Genomic DNA, 16036 nt, shown 5'->3' with positions numbered 1-16036 from the left:
CTTTCCTCATTGTAAACGTGGCAGCGACTTCAGTTGAGCGCTTCGGGCCACGGGAATTGTTCCGCCTTAAGTTCAGGCGTGTGATAATAATTCTGTAACGCGTTAATGAAGCGCGCCGGACGTTCAGGGATCCCCTTTTCCAGGTACTCCATCACCTGAGCATGGACACGGCGCTGGAATACCACGCGATCCGGTTCAAAGTCCCCTTCAAGGTTGTCGCAACTGACGTTAAACGGGTAGCCCGCCGCCATGCAAAACAGCCAGTCAAACGCCTGCGGCTTCACTTCCACGTCTTCAAACTGGCATTGCGTCTTCGCGTCGCGTCCGTCCGGACAATACCAGTAACCGAAGTCGACCAGTTCACGCCGCGCCTTACCGGCGATGCACCAGTGTGAAATTTCGTGTAACGCGCTGGCGTAATAGCCATGCGCAAAAACGATACGGTGATACGGTAATTCCGCATCCGCAGGAAGATAGATCGGTTCGTCATCGCCTTTAATCAGACGGGTATTAAATTCATCGGCAAAGCAGCCGTTAAAAATCTCAATTAACTGTTCGTAGTGATGGGTATTATTCATTAGTTCATCCCCAGCCAGTGGAGAATCTCCTGTCCATGATTATCATAAAGTAGCTTGGCGCTCATCACGGCGGAGACAATGACGATCATTGGCCGAATGAGTTTTTGTCCTTTACTGAGCACCAGCCGTGAGCCCATCCGTGCGCCAATAAACTGGCCAATGAGCATCACAAATCCGGTCGCCCAAATCACTTTGCCGCCGAGGGCAAACAGTAACAGCCCGCCGATATTCGATGTGGCATTTAATACTTTGGCGTGGGCCGTCGATTTCGCCAGGTTGTAGCCGCACAGCATGACAAAGGCCAGCGCGTAGAACGACCCCGCAGCCGGACCAAAAAAGCCATCGTAAAAGCCGACGCAGCCCCCGGCCACCAGCGCGAAAGGCAACCCATGCAACCGACGCTGTCGGTCCTCCTCCCCCACTTTCGGCATCAACAGAAAGTAAAGGCCAATACAGATAACCAGAACCGGCAGGATCTGGCGCAGAATATCTGACTGCACGTGCTGAACCAACAGCGCGCCGCTCATTGAGCCGATAAAAGTCATGAAGATATTGAGCTTCTGATCCGCCAGATTAACCACGCCCCGGCGAATAAAATAGAGGGAGGAAGAGATAGATCCTCCACAGGCCTGTAGCTTATTGGTGGCCAGCGCTTGCGCGGGTGGCATCCCGGCCGCCATCAATGCCGGAATAGTGAGTAAACCACCGCCTCCGGCCAGAGAATCAATAAAACCTGCCAGCATCGCCACGAAAAAAAGCACACCTAACAGCAGTGGCGACACCATAAACAGAGAGGCAAAATGATCCATTAGAGTACATGCTCGTCCAGTAGCGCCTGGCAGGAAGGCGGCAACGGCGGCGGTGTCTTCTTCTCAGGCTTGGTGGTTCCAGGTTTCGGAGGTTCGAACCAGCTTTGCAGCTCCGCGCCGCAGCCGTCACCCGGTGGTGGTAACGGTTGATCTTCGCACTCAAGACTGTCGGCAGGACAACGCAACCGTACGTGCATATGCGCACGATGCTGGAACCATGGCCGCACTTTACGCAACCAGTCCCTGTCGGTCCCTGCATCCAGACAAAGTTGCTGCTTAATCGCCGGATTCACGAAAATACGCGTGACTTCATTATCTTTTGCCGCCAGCCTGATCAGGCTGAAAATCTCCGGCTTCCAGAGTGACGGCACGACACGTTTGCCATCCTGTGAGACCAGATCTAACGCCTGCGGCCGCAGCAGTTGCGACTGGGTCCAGCGGGTTTTCGGCAATTGCAGGAAAATATCTACATCCAGTCCCGTCTGGTGGCTGGCGTGACCGCCATTGAATCGCCCACCGGCCGGCATGCCCATATCGCCGATTAACACCGTACCCAGCCCCAGATTGTTGGCCTGATTACTCAGACGCTGGATAAACATCACCAGATCCGGATGGCCAAAGTAACGGCGCTGATCGGTGCGCATCACCTGATAGTGTTCTGACTGTACAGGCAGCGAATCTGCGCCAACAATACAGCCATTGGAGAACGCGCCGATAGACTGCGCGCTGCCTGCAACCGGATGGGTAATTTTCTGCCAGGGCGTCGCCGCCAGACAGGCGGTGCTGGCAAACAGAGTCAGCGCCGCAAGTGCCGTTTTTTTCATCTCTTACCAGCGTGGAATATCGGTCTTCACGTCCGCATTTTGCGCCCGCTGACGCAGCAGGTGATCCATCAACACGATCGCCAGCATCGCTTCGGCGATTGGCACGGCGCGGATCCCAACACACGGATCGTGACGACCTTTGGTGATCATTTCGACTTCTTCACCAAAGCGATTAATAGTGCGCCCTGGAACGGTAATACTGGAGGTCGGTTTCAGCGCCATATGAGCAATGATTTGTTGCCCACTGCTGATCCCACCAAGAATGCCGCCCGCATGATTACTCTGGAAACCTTCTTTGGTGATTTCATCACGGTTCTGGCTGCCGCGCAGTGCAACAACGTCAAAACCGTCGCCAATCTCAACACCTTTAACGGCGTTAATGCTCATCAGCGCGTGAGCGATATCAGCATCCAGGCGGTCAAATACAGGTTCGCCGAGACCCGCTGGTACGCCGCTTGCAACAACGGTCACCTTCGCCCCGATGGAGTCGCCCTCTTTCTTCAGCCCACGCATCAGTTCGTCCAGCGCCTCGAGTTTATCCGGATCTGGACAAAAGAACGGGTTAAGTTCCACCTGGGACCAGTCTTTGATCTCCAGCGGAATATCTCCCATCTGCGTCAGACAGCCGCGAATTTCAACGCCGAATTTTTCCACCAGATATTTTTTGGCAATCGCTCCGGCCGCAACGCGCATCGCCGTTTCACGTGCGGATGAGCGTCCGCCGCCACGGTAGTCACGCAGGCCATATTTCTGCTCATAGGTATAGTCGGCGTGTCCGGGACGAAAAACGTCCTTAATCGCGCCGTAATCCTGTGAACGCTGATCGGTATTTTCGATCAACAGGCCAATGCTGGTGCCGGTGGTAACGCCTTCGAACACGCCGGAGAGGATTTTCACCTGATCCGGCTCACGACGCTGCGTAGTGTAGCGCGATGTGCCCGGACGGCGTCTGTCGAGATCGTGCTGCAGGTCAGCTTCTGTCAGAGAAATGCCCGGCGGAACACCATCGACAATACAACCGAGCGCCAGCCCGTGTGATTCACCGAAAGTGGTTACGCGAAAGAGTTGCCCAATTGTGTTTCCTGCCATCACGGCTCCGTTATGAGTGTTGTGTATGTGCGCGTGTATTTAGTCTTTATAAATGCTGAAGTGCTCGCGAGCAGCAACTAACTGCTCTTTGGTCAGCATGAATACACCGTCACCGCCGTTGTCGAACTCCAGCCAGGTGAACGGTACATCCGGGTATTGCTCTATCAGATGTACCATGCTGTTTCCGACTTCACAAATCAGAATACCGTTATCTGACAGATAGTCCGGAGCGTTACCCAGAATGCGGCGGGTAAGTTTCAGTCCATCGCTGCCGGACGCCAGACCCAACTCAGGTTCATGACGATATTCGTTTGGCAGATCGGACATATCTTCCGCATCGACATACGGCGGATTGGTCACAATCAGGTCATACTGGACTTTCAGCAGATCGCGGAACAGATCGGAACGGATCGGCGTAACATGATGGATCAGGCCGTGCTCTTCAATATTGTGTTCGGTCACCGCCAGCGCGTCGGTGGAAATATCCACCGCATCCACTTCGGCCTCCGGGAAAGCATAGGCGCAGGCAATGGCAATACAGCCGCTGCCGGTACACATATCAAGGATATGCTGTGGCTGCTCATTAATAAGGCCCGCAAAGCGGTTATTAATAAGCTCGCCAATCGGCGAACGTGGTACCAGCACGCGTTCATCAACATAAAACTCATGCCCGCAGAACCAGGCTTTGTTGGTCAAATAAGCGACTGGAATGCGCTCGTTGACGCGGCGAATCACGCGTTCAACAATGCGATGGCGCTCGCTGGAAGTCAGACGCGCGGTACGCATATCTTCTGGAATATCCAGCGGCAGATAAAGTGACGGCAGCACCAGTTGTACGGCCTCGTCCCATGGGTTATCCGTGCCATGGCCATACCAGATATTCGCCGCGCTAAAACGGCTGACCGCCCAACGCAACATGTCCTGAATGGTATGCAGTTCACTCACTGCTTCATCGACGAAAATTTTATCCACGTATTCCTCCAGGGCATGCTCGTATTAATTTCGGCGGCTAGTTTGCCACGAAGACGGCGATAAATCAGCATTCACACAGGGCCTGAGCGCGAAAATTGCGTTTTAAGCGATCGGATGCCCGCCGAGTCGGGTTAAACTAACGAAAAATAAAAGATGAGACTCTCGAATGAAAAAGAAAACATCGCTCAGCGAGGAGGATCAGACGCTGTTTCGCCAGCTGATGACCGGCACGCGTAAAATTAAACAGGACACCATTGTTCACCGACCGCTACGTAAAAAAATTACCGAGGTTCCGGTTAAAAGGCTGCTGCAGGAACAAGCTGATGCCAGTCACTATTTCTCGGACGAGTTTCAGCCGCTGCTGAATACGGACGGCCCGGTAAGATATCTGCGTGCCGACGTCAGCCATTTCGAACTGAAGAAAATGCGCCGTGGCGATTACTCCCCGGAGCTGTTTCTCGATCTGCACGGGCTGACCCAGCAGCAGGCCAAACAGGAGTTAGGCGCGCTGATTGCCGCCTGTCGTCGCGAGCATGTGTTTTGCGCTTGCGTAATGCATGGTCACGGAAAACATATTCTTAAGCAGCAAACGCCGCTCTGGCTGGCGCAGCATCCGCACGTGATGGCCTTTCATCAAGCGCCAAAAGAGTACGGTGGCGACGCCGCGCTGCTGCTGCTGATTGAAGTGGAAGAGTGGCAACCGCCCGAACTTCCCTGATCCAGAAAAACAGAAAGAGCCGCATTTGCGGCCCTTTGATTTTCCGGATGACGGCTGTGCCTTATCCGATTCCAGGCTTTTTAAATCGCTTTTGCCATTTTCAGGTTACACGGGCTCATCTGCCAGTTAAAAGTACCCTTCCCGCTCTCATCAAGCGTTACGCTGGCAATCGCTGATGTGGTAAACATCGGCGGTGTTTCGCCTGGGCAAAGTTCAGACACCAGATACCCCACTAAAGGTAAGTGAGAGATGACCAGCGCCGTGGCGATACCTTCATTGGCCAGAGCCTGTAAATAGGCGCTGACCAGACCGACATCGCCGCAGGGAGTCAACTCCGGCAAAACATCCACACCGGTTGGCAGGTTCATACACTCCCCCACCACATCCAGCGTTTGTTCGGCTCGTAGGAACGGGCTCACCAGAACACGTTCGATATCCACTTTTTGACCTTTCAGCCAGTTCGCCATCAGGCGAGATTCGTCACAACCACAGGAGGTTAAGGGACGAACCGAATCACTGGCGGCATCGAGGGCTGCGTCGCCGTGACGCATGATAAAAACTTGCATATTGCACCGCTTTTGTTAACCAGAATCACCGACACCTTTATCCACAGCCCCTATTGACCGTGGTAACGATGTGGTGGCCGGCATTGTGCCTTATCCATTCACCGAATGAAACGCTGTTTTTTACCTCAACGGCGTAAGTATAGTCAATCTCTGTTTACATTTTGAGCGCGACCCATACATTCAGTGCGGATTCATCCTACCTTTGACCTCATGAATTCAGGTCAGTTTCCCCATTACTCCAGAATCTTTCACCGCGTTCCGCCATCTGCAATAACTGCTCACACGGCGTAAACCGCGAGCCGTATTGCGTGGTCAGTCGTTGCAGAGCAGCAACCACTTCACCCGCGCCGAGCGAATCCATATACCGGAACGGGCCGCCGAGGAAGGGCGGAAAACCAATACCAAATACAGCGCCGATATCGCCATCACGCGCGCTGCGGATAATCTTCTCATCGAAACAGCGTGCTGCTTCATTGAGCATTAACATGACGCACCGCTCGGCGATCTGCGCGGCGGTGAGTCGGCCCTGACCCTGGACGCCAATAAGCGTATAAATTGCAGGGTCGACCTGTTTTTTGCTTTTACGCCCTTTCGCTCCATAAAGATAGAAACCCCGACCATTTTTTCTACCTTTGCGATCGTCATTCAAAATTGAAGCAACAACATTTGCAGGCGCGCTAAAACGTTCTCCATATGCAGCCTCAAGCACTGGTATAATTTTAGTGCCCGTGTCAATTCCGACCTCATCCAAAAGTTGGATTGGCCCGACCGGAAAACCAAACTTAACCAGCGCGGCGTCAATGGCTTCAACCCGCTCGCCTTCGGTCAGCATACGAATAGCTTCGTTAATGTATGGCGCTAAAATGCGGTTAACATAAAATCCGGCCTTATCTCTGACCACTATCGGCGTTTTGCCCTGCTTTTTCGCCAGTTTAACGGTTGTGGCAATTGTCTGCTCAGAGGTCGTGGCATGCGGGATAACCTCGACCAGCGGCATTTTTTCCACCGGGCTAAAGAAGTGCAAACCAATTACTTGTTGAGGCCTGGCAGCTTTCGCCGCAATATCGCCAATTGGCAAAGATGAGGTGTTAGAGGCAAAAATGGTATGAGATGCGCAATTTTGCTCAACTTCTGCCACCATCTGTTGTTTTAACGCCAGATCTTCAAATACGGCTTCAATAACCAGATCGCGATGAGCGAAGCCACGGTAATCGGTTGATCCCGAAATCAGCGCCAGCTGTTTATCACGCTCGCTGGCTTTGATATGACGGCGGCGAACCTTCGTTTCAAGCTGATCCCAGCTGTACTTCAGCGCGTGGTTGATTCCCTTGGCATTTATATCTTTGATACGCACTGGCAAGCCGCCTTTACAGGCCGTCACATAGGCAATACCGCCCCCCATCAGACCGCCGCCCAAAATGCCTACACTGTTTAGCGGGCCGGGCTTCACATCACTTCCGGGATCCTTTTTCACATCGGTGTTGGCAAAAAAGATGTGCCGCAGCGCCTGAGACTGAGATGTCATCGCCAGTTCGCCAAACGCGCGGGCTTCGGCGTCGTAACCGCTGCTGCTGCCTTGCGCCAGGCCGGTTTCGATGACCTCAAGGATACGTTCTGTTGCAGGGTAGTTGCCCTGCGTTTTTTGCGCCGTCTTTTTACTGGCCATGCGGAATAACAGCGCCCGCCCCAGCGGCCCCGCTAGCACACGCTCTCGCACCGGCAGAGTACGGTGTGCGGGACTATCCTTTTTGGCCAGTTCTACGGCCGCTTCCAGCAAAATGGTATGCGGTACAACTTCATCCACTAAACCCACTTTCAGCGCCTGTTTTGCGCGTAGTTGTTTTCCGGTGAGGATCATATCCAGCGCGGTACTGACGCCAATCAGACGGGGCAACCGCTGGGTACCGCCAGAGCCGGGCAGCAGACCAAGCTGCACTTCCGGTAAACCCAGTACGGTTTTAGCATCATCGGTACAAATACGATTGTGGCACGCCAGCGCCATCTCCAGGCCACCGCCGAGACAGGCGCCATGAATTGCGGCGATAACGGGGATCGGCAAGGCATTAATTTCCGCCATAATCTGCTGCCCCTGGCGTGCCAGCGTTTCAGCTTCCTGCGCGCTGCGACAGCGACCAATCATGTTGATATCCGCCCCGGCAATGAAGTTATCGGGTTTCGCCGAAATGAACACCACGCCGCGTAATGCTTTGTTATCGCGAATTTGTTTCAGAATGACCCGAACCTGAGAGGCAAATTCCGCCTTCAGGGTATTCATTTTCTCTCCGGGCACATCAATGGTAACCACAGCGACGTTATCCAGACGTACGTTTAGCGTAAAAGCCGATGTCATTTCCATTATTCCGCCTCCAGAACCATTGCCGCACCCAGACCACCTGCTGCACAGGCTGTCACTAAACCAAAACCACCACCACGACGTCGTAACTCATGGAGAGTTTGGGTGATCATGCGAGCACCGGTGGCGGCGAAGGGGTGTCCATAGGCAATCGATCCGCCCAGCACATTAAATTTACTGTCATCAACCTCGCCCGTGGCATGCGCCCTGCCGAGCACTTCGCGGGCAAAACGTTCGCTACCCAGCAGTTGAAGATTCGCCAGCGTTTGTGCGGCAAATGCTTCATGCATATCGATCAGGGTTAAATCAGCCATGGTCAGACCCGCTCTCTCCAGGGCAAGCGGCGTTGACCACGCCGGCCCCAACAGCATGTCCTGCCAGACATCGATGGCGGTAAAGGCAAAACTACGCAGGTATCCCAGCGGCACCAGCCCCAACTCTTTCGCACGCGATTCCGTCATCATAATCACGGCGGCTGCGCCGTCCGTTAGCGGGGTACTGTTCGCCGCGGTAACGGTGCCGTGCTTTCGGTCAAAGGCCGGACGCAGTTTGGCGTAATCGGCCAGCGTAGAGTTACCGCGAATATTGTTATCTTCTGAAAAAGGATCTTTGAAAGGTGGCGCGTAGGTGGTCATCACCTCATCTGCCAGTTTGCCTTCAGACCACGCCTGAGCGGCGCGCTGATGAGAACGGTGCGCCAGGGCATCCTGTTGCTCTCGCGTAATCCCATAAGTTTTGGCCATTTGCTCGGCCGTATCCCCCATGCGTAAACCGGTGGAATACTCGGCGACGGCTGGCGGTACGGGCATCAGGTCACGTAAGCGCAGTCGGGAGAAAAGTTTAAGACGCTGACCGGTGGTCCGGGCCTTATTGACATCCACCAGCACCCGCGCCAGCTTTTTGCTAACGCCAATAGGCAGAACTGACGAGGAGTCCGCACCGCCGGCAATTCCTGCACGAATAGTCCCCGCCATCAGGCTTTCCGCGACATTCGCCACCGCCTGGAAGCTGGTGGCGCAGGCTCGGCTTACGCTGTAGGCATCGGTGTGCACATTCATCCCGGTTCCCAGCACGATTTCACGAGCAATATTTGGGGCCTCGGGCATTTGCACCACCTGGCCAAAGACCAGTTGCTCAATCACATCAGCAGAAATTTCGCTGCGCGCCAGCAGCTCGCCAACGACCATTTTCCCCAAATCTACGGCGGGAATGCCATGAAACGCGGTTGCCTGGCGGGCAAATGGCGTACGCAATCCGCTTACGATGGCGATGCGATCGCCCTGGCGGGTAACCAGCGGTAAAGCCTGACTCATAACACTCCCCTGTAAAAAATAAAAATAAGTGGTCTGACCTGATCACAGTCTTAACCAATTTTTTACATTTAGCCAAGCAGGGAGAAAAGAAAGTGGGAGCTAAGACACAGTGAATAATCACTGACAGTGACGAAAAAGCCCTTGCTACCGGGTAACAAGGGCTTTTAAAGAAGGGATTAACGCAGACCCAGTTGGAAGATCAGCGTTTCAGCTTCACAGGCAAAAACAAAGTCGATATCCAGACGCACACCTTCAGACTCTTCAGTAAAGGTCGAGGTGATTTGGCAAGGCTCAGATTCCACGCCACGCGCCTTCTCAGTCAGAGCGGCCAGCGTTTCTTCTGCCTCTGCACGATTCGCGAACACACGGCTGTATGACGCGGTGCAATCGGAGTTGTCCATGATGGTGCCAACATCCATACAGCAGCAAACCGGGGTTTCATCAGCACTGCATTTACTCATTGTAGATTTCCTCTGTATTCGCACCTGTGGTGCCAGATAAACGATGGGGATATTTTACGCTCCCATTATTCGCCTCTCCAGTCGTTAATTGTATGAAATGGGATAAGTGACCGAAATCACACTTAAAAATGATCTAAAACAAAAATCACCCAAACAGGTGAGTGTGCATACCCGCAATTTTGCCAGCTGGATCGCGTTTCCGAGATCAGAATTGAAAATATTTATAAACATACTTGCAACATTTCAGCTGGTCAGACCTATACTCTCGGCACTGGTCTGATTTCTAAGTTGTACCTCAGACCCTACACTTCGCGCTCCTGTTACGGTATGTAACATTGTTTGTATAAAAATAAATCAATGAGGTTATGGTCATGAGCCAGAAAACCCTGTTTACAAAGTCTGCTCTCGCAGTCGCAGTGGCAATTATCTCCACACAGGCCTGGTCTGCAGGCTTTCAGTTAAACGAATTTTCTTCCTCTGGCCTTGGCCGGGCATATTCGGGTGAAGGCGCTATTGCAGATGATGCAGGTAACGCCAGTCGTAACCCGGCGCTGATTATGATGTTTGACCGCCCTACTTTTTCAGCGGGTGCAATTTTCGTTGACCCGGATGTCGATATTTCCGGACGCTCACGTATTGGTAATGACGCCAGTCAGGATAATATTGCCCCAACTGCCTGGATACCGAACTTGCACTTTGTGGCTCCTATAAACGATCAATTTGGTTGGGGGGCGTCAGTTACCTCTAACTACGGTCTGGCGACAGAATTTAATAACAGCTACAGCGCTGGTTCCATGGGTGGAAAGACCGACCTGGAAACGCTTAACCTTAACCTGAGCGGTGCCTATCGTCTGAATAATCACTTCAGCTTTGGCCTCGGCTTTAACGCAGTTTACGCTAAAGCGAAGCTTGAACGTTATGCAGGCGATTTGCCGCAGCAGATAGTTGCAGGCTCTGGTGGCAGGGTTCCTCCCGCACTAGCCGCACAATACCCAGCAGATACACAGATTGCACGTCTCAAGGGTGACGAATGGGGCTTCGGCTGGAACGCCGGCATTCTTTATGAAGTGGACAAAGACAACCGCTACGGCTTCACTTACCGTTCGGAGGTAAAAGTTGACTTCGACGGTGATTACCGCAGCAGCTTGCCATCAACAGACCGAATTCCGGCACAGTTGCGTCCTGTATTCGCTAGTCTGCCGGCTGGCACCAACGGTAACACAATCGACGGTTCACTTGATCTGAATCTGCCAGAAATGTGGGAAATATCAGGTTATAACCGCGTTGCGCCACAGTGGGCGGTTCACTACAGCATGGCTTATACCAGTTGGAGTCAATTCCAGGAACTGAAAGCGAAAGGCAATAACGGCCAAACGCTATTCTACAAAGAAGAAGGCTTCAAAGATTCTTATCGCATCGCACTAGGCACTACCTATTACTATGACGATACCTGGACGTTCCGTACCGGTATCGCCTTTGATGATAGCCCGGTTCCGGCCAACCGCCGTTCCATCTCTATTCCAGATCAGGACCGCTTCTGGCTGAGTGCTGGTACAACCTACGCGTTTAATAAGGACGCTTCACTGGATGTTGGCATTTCTTATATGCACGGCCAGAAAGTGAAATTCGAAGAAGGCCCGTACTCCTTCGAATCTGAAGGGAAAGCGTGGTTGTATGGTATGAACCTGAACTACGCATTCTGATTTTCTTCAGATATAAAAAAGGTGAGCTTTTTAGCTCACCTTTTTATTTTCATCCTTCCTTACTCAGAATCGATCTCTTTTAAATCGTCCTGAATATCTTTCGCGTTCGGGTTTTCTTCTGATTTGAGTTTCCCACCGTTCGCAATAAAGTCATGACGCTGGAAGTAAGCTTCTCGCACCATGATGTAAGGGTCGGAAGATTGACGCAGCAGACCGTCGGAATCAAGCAGTTGCGCGCGGGTTTCAATCCCTTCAACCGTCCATTTACCTATCGACAACGGCCAGGTCAGCCAGGACAGTACCGGATACAGCGTATCCACCATGTCGCCGCCATCATCACGCAGCGTGAAGCTGCCGTAGAATGGAAGCTGCATATACGGTCCGTAACCAACGTCATAGTGGCCTAACGTACTACCAAAACGGTGTGGTTCAACGCGCTGTAACTTCGGATTAGCCATACCCGCCACGTCGATAAATCCGCCCATACCTAACAGGGTGTTCAGGAAGAAACGGGTGAAGTGCACCATCCCCTGATAGGGGTCACCTTGCAGGAAGTAGTTGACCATAACGGCCGGCTCTTCAAGGTTGCCGGTAAAATTGCTCAAACCGTTACGCGCCGGCTGCGGGACATAATCACGCCAGGCAACTGCCACCGGTCGAACAACGTATGGATCTAAAACATTAAAGTTGAAGTTGTACATGGTGCGGTTGAACCCTTCAAATGGGTCCGAACGCCCCTGCTGTTCAGTACCAGAGCTCGCACACCCCACCAAAAGTGTGGTTCCCAGCGCAAGCGCCGACAGGCGAAGCTTCATAAGTGTCTCCCTGTGTATTATGGCTATCGCTGATTGCCATCCATGACGGAACGATGACGTATCCGCCTGTTTAGATGTGAGCGATTGTAACAGCACGTCAAATGATGTCTATATACCCTGTGTTACTGATTTGATCATAGCCTGGTAATGCTTACTCCGCGGCGGCTCTATTCTAGCTACCCCAATAAAAACAAACGTTACCATTTTTGCTATCTCAGACTTTCTCCCGCTGATTTTCGGGCAAAAGCCGCTACGCTTTAGCAATACGTGCTAATTCAGGATTCGGCTATGAATGACATTGAGAACGAAAAGATTGATCGGCACAGCGACGAACTCCAGGTCGACAGTGACGAAAAGCTAGAGGGTAAAAAGATTGAGGTCGATGAGGACAGACTCCCCTCCCGCGCCATGGCGATCCATGAACATATCCGCCAGGATGGGGAGAAAGAAATGGAGCGCGACGCGATGGCGCTACTGTGGTCAGCCATCGCTGCGGGACTCTCGATGGGCGCCTCGCTACTGGCTAAAGGAATTTTTCATGTGCAACTGGAAGGTGTGCCTGGAGGATTTTTGCTGGAGAACCTCGGTTATACTTTCGGCTTTATAATTGTCATTATGGCCCGCCAGCAACTGTTTACCGAAAATACCGTCACCGCCGTCCTGCCGGTAATGCAAAACCCTACGCTCGGCAATTTTGGCCTGCTGATGCGCCTGTGGAGTGTGGTTCTGCTAGGTAATATTATTGGCACCGGGGTTGCGGCATGGGCGTTTGAGCATATGCCGATTTTTAATGAAGAAACCCGCGATGCTTTTGTCAAAATCGGCATGGATGTGATGAAAAACACGCCAACGGAGATGTTTTCCAACGCCATCATTTCTGGCTGGTTAATTGCCACAATGGTATGGATGTTTCCCGCCGCCGGGGCAGCAAAAATTGTGGTCATTATTCTGATGACCTGGCTGATTGCGCTGGGCGATACCACGCACATCGTCGTCGGCTCGGTGGAAATTCTCTATCTGGTCTTTAATGGCACGCTGCACTGGAGTGATTTCTTCTGGCCCTTTGCTCTCCCTACGCTCGCCGGAAATATCTGTGGCGGAACGTTTATCTTCGCGCTGATGAGCCACGCGCAAATCCGCAATGATATGAGCAATAAACGCAAAGAAGAAGCCAGGTTGCAAGCCAGGCGGGATGAGCAAAAGCAGAAAAACCAGAAAAAACAGGCTTGAATGGTGACGGTTTGAGCAGTTGGGCGGCCTGAGGCTTACCGTTGTGAGTAAAAAACGCTATACTCGTGCCGCTTCGTCCCCTTAGTTAAATGGATATAGAAATATAAAATTATAACTAGCTGTATAATAGGGATTTATTTGCAATTAATCTAATTTTTATGTACTCATTTATGTACATATTTTTTGAAACCATTCCTTGGCTCATTAAAATCGTTACATCACCGGACAATCATCAAACTTCGCGTTCCTGGCATCATTAATGATGTAAGTAATCACCCCGAATATAGCGGGTGCAGAACCGTAACCGTCATCATCTGCTGGTAGCGCCTCCCTTCTCCCGCTCTCCAGATTAATCAGGTGGGGTTGAGGATGAGTCCGATATCGCTTGATCCTGAACTCCCCGTCGATTGCACATATCAGCAGTGAGCCATCGCAGGCAGTAAGTGACGCATCAACAACCAGCAGCGCCCCCTGGAGTATCCCTTCCCTGAAATGTGAACGCGATGCCCGCATGAAGTAAGTCGCTGCTGGCTGGCTGATAAGCTGCTGATCGAGGGAGATCCTCGTTTCAACGTAATCGCTGGCCGGTGAAGGGAACCCCATGGCTAAAGCCCTCCGTTTGGATTGAACAGCTGAAAGGTTCGGTTCTCGCCTTCCTGCGTTGATACATCGCGGAATGTTGTCACATAACATTCTATCCAATCGTTGGCCTGCTTCATCGTCCAGTGCCAGTTAACCTTACCCAGTTCCTGGACAAACCGCTGTGTGGTGACAGTCTTCCGACCATTCGGTTCTCGCTGTATCGAAGCATGCCAGGCTATTTCAATATCGCTACGTCGTGGCATCATTAACCCCTTCTTGAACACTGGATAAAAACACAGTATAAATACTGTATATCCAACCAGTAAAGAGGCAATAAGCAATGTTCGTGGAACTCGTTTATGACAAAAGGAATTTTGATGGTCTGCCCAGTGCAAAAGATATCATTCTGGGCGAATTGAGTAAGAGGGTTCACCGGATTTTTCCGGATGCTGATGTCCGGGTTAAACCGATGATGACACTGCCGGCGATCAACACTGACGCCAGCAAGCATGAGAAGGAACAGATAAGCCGTACTGTTCAGGAAATGTTTGAAGAGGCTGATATGTGGCTGGTAGATGAATGATGGACATCGACAACATAATTATTTCCGGGATAAGAATTTACTTCCCGCCAGATAATGTGCTTCCAGAGCCATCAAAGGACATGCTCACGTTTGCCGTTGTTTTCGATGCTGATACCTTAAAACAATATTTACTGTTAGTTCACAAAGAAAACAAGTGGCAGATGGCAGCGCAGCAACTGTTCGGCAGTACAGCACAAGCAATTACAGCCGCGACAAAAATAGGAAAAGGAATCTGGCAATAACTTCATGCGCTAATATACTCATCACTGCGCCATGACATGAAAACTAAACCTAGCCGCGTCCAGAACTTGCATATGTCAGGTCGCGGCAAATAAATCATTCAGGGGCATCGGGCCAGTTAACATGCTCAGGGTCGGTTGTTACATCAGCCGACTTAACCTCGTTTTTATAAGCCAGCCATGCCGACAGTTTCGCTCTGTTGGAGTCGCTGATTTCACCCAGCATTAACTCAGTTCGCCAGTCGAGCATTACCGCATCAGCATGGGTCAGTCGTTGCTGTCGTACCTGTTCGGCAATGGCGATCAATTCTTCATGGGTGGGCGGCGGAATATCACCCCATGCAGGCAGGCCGTCACTGCCTGCAACTCTCATTTTGCCCGGTTCAGGCGTGGCGGTGAACTCGCGAAATACATCCTCAGAAACTGGGATCAGATCATTCGGCAGAGTTCCTGCTTCTTCATATACAGAAAGCAAATCATCCGGATAAAACGAATTTGTAGATGGTGAATACTGGTACATTTTATTGCCTCCTTACCAGCCAATAACGATATAGCGACAGCTAACCTGTCCAGCTTGCGAACTTAATGCTGGAGCTGTTCCTCCTGATGCGAAGAAGCCGTTCCAGGTAAATTTATCTAACGGAGTTGTACTGTTAAGCGTTACGTATGATTGCTGGTTTCCAGCGACCTGAAAGCCAATAGGGATTACCTGAAAGACCTTTTCCGGGAATGGAATAGGGTATGAGGTCTGAGACGTGGCTGAAGGTGTGTTATTTCCCTGTCCCCATTGAATGATGAGTGTCTTCTTCACGCCGCCAATAATTGCCGGGATTTTCATGTAGCCATTGGTATCAAAAACGCCGGTGATCGTCCCTGCCAGAGCCAATTCTCCCAGACCAAGGTTTGAGAGAGCCTCTGCAATTGCTGCAGCTCCGTCTGCCTTAATATCTGCAAAAGGATGTGCACGGCTTAACAGCAGCGCCTTCAGGGCAGTAAGTAACTGGTTATGTTTTGATTTATCCAGATTAACGCCGGTTGCTTCTACAACTCCCGCCAGTTCTTCCTGCAACATATCAAAATAATCGTTATCAAGATCTGTGGCCGGGGTTCCTGTCTGGGGGTTACCTGCAGTAAAGCCGTTCTTGCCCGCGCCGAATTTATCTTTCTGCGCAGTAGGTGTGTCAATGCGATGCATAATGTC

The 16036-nt window shown here is 51.7% G+C and carries 17 protein-coding genes and 2 pseudogenes; 6 read left to right on the top strand and 13 right to left on the bottom strand.

All coding sequences use genetic code 11. The annotated features are described in order from the left end of the window. Positions 1–29: 29 nt before the first annotated feature. Genes HV352_RS07355 through prmB form a run of 5 tightly spaced genes read right to left on the bottom strand, consistent with a single transcriptional unit; the run spans position 30 to position 4272 of the window. Complete coding sequence (locus HV352_RS07355; protein WP_016153873.1) at positions 30–578, bottom strand: elongation factor P hydroxylase; 549 nt, start codon at positions 576–578, stop codon at positions 30–32. Continuing rightward, positions 578–1387, bottom strand: coding sequence for a sulfite exporter TauE/SafE family protein (locus HV352_RS07350; protein WP_016153874.1), 810 nt, complete (start codon positions 1385–1387; stop codon positions 578–580). The genes HV352_RS07355 and HV352_RS07350 overlap by 1 nt, the downstream gene beginning before the upstream one ends. After that, the gene (gene mepA / locus HV352_RS07345; protein ID WP_049281498.1) at positions 1387–2211 is read right to left on the bottom strand and encodes a penicillin-insensitive murein endopeptidase; all 825 of its coding nucleotides are present in this window, start codon (positions 2209–2211) and stop codon (positions 1387–1389) included. The genes HV352_RS07350 and mepA overlap by 1 nt, the downstream gene beginning before the upstream one ends. Positions 2212–2214: 3 nt before the next feature. After that, complete coding sequence (gene aroC, locus HV352_RS07340) at positions 2215–3300, bottom strand: chorismate synthase (protein WP_181635305.1); 1086 nt, start codon at positions 3298–3300, stop codon at positions 2215–2217. Positions 3301–3339: 39 nt separating this feature from the next. Continuing rightward, positions 3340–4272 carry a 50S ribosomal protein L3 N(5)-glutamine methyltransferase gene (gene prmB, locus HV352_RS07335; RefSeq protein ID WP_003028173.1) on the bottom strand — a complete coding sequence of 311 codons (933 nt, stop codon included), beginning with the start codon at positions 4270–4272 and terminating at the stop codon, positions 3340–3342. 166 nt (positions 4273–4438) lie between these two features. On the opposite strand from prmB, the gene smrB reads away from it, so the two are divergent. Beyond that, positions 4439–4990 (top strand): endonuclease SmrB, encoded by a 552-nt coding sequence (gene smrB, locus HV352_RS07330; RefSeq protein ID WP_016157059.1) that lies wholly within the window; start codon positions 4439–4441, stop codon positions 4988–4990. A gap of 80 nt (positions 4991–5070) precedes the next feature. Here the strand turns inward: smrB and sixA are convergent, their stop codons facing one another. The 4 genes from sixA to HV352_RS07310 all read right to left on the bottom strand — a co-directional run bounded on the left by sixA (position 5071) and on the right by HV352_RS07310 (position 9683). Then, positions 5071–5556 carry a phosphohistidine phosphatase SixA gene (gene sixA / locus HV352_RS07325; protein ID WP_003028179.1) on the bottom strand — a complete coding sequence of 162 codons (486 nt, stop codon included), beginning with the start codon at positions 5554–5556 and terminating at the stop codon, positions 5071–5073. A gap of 208 nt (positions 5557–5764) precedes the next feature. Next, entirely contained in the window at positions 5765–7912 is a 2148-nt protein-coding gene (gene fadJ / locus HV352_RS07320; protein WP_053389552.1) for a fatty acid oxidation complex subunit alpha FadJ, read from the bottom strand. After that, positions 7912–9222 (bottom strand): acetyl-CoA C-acyltransferase FadI, encoded by a 1311-nt coding sequence (gene fadI, locus HV352_RS07315; protein WP_016153879.1) that lies wholly within the window; start codon positions 9220–9222, stop codon positions 7912–7914. Before fadI ends, fadJ begins: the two co-directional genes overlap by 1 nt. Positions 9223–9398: 176 nt before the next feature. Beyond that, positions 9399–9683, bottom strand: coding sequence for a YfcZ/YiiS family protein (locus HV352_RS07310; RefSeq protein WP_003834838.1), 285 nt, complete (start codon positions 9681–9683; stop codon positions 9399–9401). Between the two features lie 371 nt (positions 9684–10054). Here HV352_RS07310 and fadL point away from each other — a divergent pair, with 371 nt between their 5' ends. Further along, positions 10055–11386: a long-chain fatty acid transporter FadL gene (gene fadL, locus HV352_RS07305; RefSeq protein ID WP_016153881.1), complete on the top strand. Its 1332-nt coding sequence runs from the start codon at positions 10055–10057 to the stop codon at positions 11384–11386. Between the two features lie 59 nt (positions 11387–11445). Here fadL and mlaA read toward each other — a convergent pair whose 3' ends face one another. Continuing rightward, positions 11446–12201, bottom strand: a complete 756-nt coding sequence (gene mlaA, locus HV352_RS07300) for a phospholipid-binding lipoprotein MlaA (protein ID WP_181635304.1) — start codon at positions 12199–12201, stop codon at positions 11446–11448. A 297-nt stretch (positions 12202–12498) separates the two neighbouring features. Here mlaA and HV352_RS07295 point away from each other — a divergent pair, with 297 nt between their 5' ends. Beyond that, complete coding sequence (locus tag HV352_RS07295) at positions 12499–13431, top strand: formate/nitrite transporter family protein (RefSeq protein ID WP_087121848.1); 933 nt, start codon at positions 12499–12501, stop codon at positions 13429–13431. 213 nt (positions 13432–13644) lie between these two features. On the opposite strand, the pseudogene HV352_RS07290 reads toward HV352_RS07295, so the two are convergent. After that, a pseudogene (locus tag HV352_RS07290) lies at positions 13645–14150 on the bottom strand (S24 family peptidase). A gap of 30 nt (positions 14151–14180) precedes the next feature. Here HV352_RS07290 and HV352_RS07285 point away from each other — a divergent pair. From HV352_RS07285 to HV352_RS07275, 3 genes and pseudogenes are all read left to right on the top strand, one after another. Next, positions 14181–14261, top strand: a pseudogene (locus tag HV352_RS07285) (DinI family protein); the annotation flags it as partial. A 92-nt stretch (positions 14262–14353) separates the two neighbouring features. Continuing rightward, entirely contained in the window at positions 14354–14596 is a 243-nt protein-coding gene (locus HV352_RS07280; protein WP_181634511.1) for a DinI family protein, read from the top strand. Then, entirely contained in the window at positions 14593–14838 is a 246-nt protein-coding gene (locus tag HV352_RS07275) for a hypothetical protein (protein ID WP_109018028.1), read from the top strand. Before HV352_RS07280 ends, HV352_RS07275 begins: the two co-directional genes overlap by 4 nt. Before the next feature lie 94 nt (positions 14839–14932). Here the strand turns inward: HV352_RS07275 and HV352_RS07270 are convergent, their stop codons facing one another. Further along, complete coding sequence (locus HV352_RS07270; protein WP_181634510.1) at positions 14933–15355, bottom strand: tail fiber assembly protein; 423 nt, start codon at positions 15353–15355, stop codon at positions 14933–14935. Positions 15356–15367: 12 nt separating this feature from the next. Next, positions 15368–16030 (bottom strand): hypothetical protein, encoded by a 663-nt coding sequence (locus tag HV352_RS23665; protein WP_249415456.1) that lies wholly within the window; start codon positions 16028–16030, stop codon positions 15368–15370. Positions 16031–16036 lie beyond the last annotated feature (6 nt).

It is taken from the genome of Citrobacter sp. RHBSTW-01044, from assembly GCF_013781945.1.
GTDB classification, from domain to species: Bacteria; Pseudomonadota; Gammaproteobacteria; order Enterobacterales; family Enterobacteriaceae; genus Citrobacter; species Citrobacter braakii.
Note: the sequence above shows the minus strand (reverse complement) of the source record. Positions and strands in the feature narration are given on the sequence as shown.

Bases quoted from the DNA above. Each gene is read 5' to 3' on its own strand.
- HV352_RS07355 (WP_016153873.1), bottom strand. From the start codon at position 578: ATGAATAATACCCATCACTACGAACAGTTAATTGAGATTTTTAACGGC.
- HV352_RS07350 (WP_016153874.1), bottom strand. From the start codon at position 1,387: ATGGATCATTTTGCCTCTCTGTTTATGGTGTCGCCACTGCTGTTAGGT.
- mepA (WP_049281498.1), bottom strand. From the start codon at position 2,211: ATGAAAAAAACGGCACTTGCGGCGCTGACTCTGTTTGCCAGCACCGCC.
- aroC (WP_181635305.1), bottom strand. From the start codon at position 3,300: ATGGCAGGAAACACAATTGGGCAACTCTTTCGCGTAACCACTTTCGGT.
- smrB (WP_016157059.1), top strand. From the start codon at position 4,439: ATGAAAAAGAAAACATCGCTCAGCGAGGAGGATCAGACGCTGTTTCGC.
- sixA (WP_003028179.1), bottom strand. From the start codon at position 5,556: ATGCAAGTTTTTATCATGCGTCACGGCGACGCAGCCCTCGATGCCGCC.
- fadJ (WP_053389552.1), bottom strand. From the start codon at position 7,912: ATGGAAATGACATCGGCTTTTACGCTAAACGTACGTCTGGATAACGTC.
- fadI (WP_016153879.1), bottom strand. From the start codon at position 9,222: ATGAGTCAGGCTTTACCGCTGGTTACCCGCCAGGGCGATCGCATCGCC.
- HV352_RS07310 (WP_003834838.1), bottom strand. From the start codon at position 9,683: ATGAGTAAATGCAGTGCTGATGAAACCCCGGTTTGCTGCTGTATGGAT.
- fadL (WP_016153881.1), top strand. From the start codon at position 10,055: ATGAGCCAGAAAACCCTGTTTACAAAGTCTGCTCTCGCAGTCGCAGTG.
- mlaA (WP_181635304.1), bottom strand. From the start codon at position 12,201: ATGAAGCTTCGCCTGTCGGCGCTTGCGCTGGGAACCACACTTTTGGTG.
- HV352_RS07280 (WP_181634511.1), top strand. From the start codon at position 14,354: ATGTTCGTGGAACTCGTTTATGACAAAAGGAATTTTGATGGTCTGCCC.
- HV352_RS07275 (WP_109018028.1), top strand. From the start codon at position 14,593: ATGATGGACATCGACAACATAATTATTTCCGGGATAAGAATTTACTTC.
- HV352_RS07270 (WP_181634510.1), bottom strand. From the start codon at position 15,355: ATGTACCAGTATTCACCATCTACAAATTCGTTTTATCCGGATGATTTG.
- HV352_RS23665 (WP_249415456.1), bottom strand. From the start codon at position 16,030: ATGCATCGCATTGACACACCTACTGCGCAGAAAGATAAATTCGGCGCG.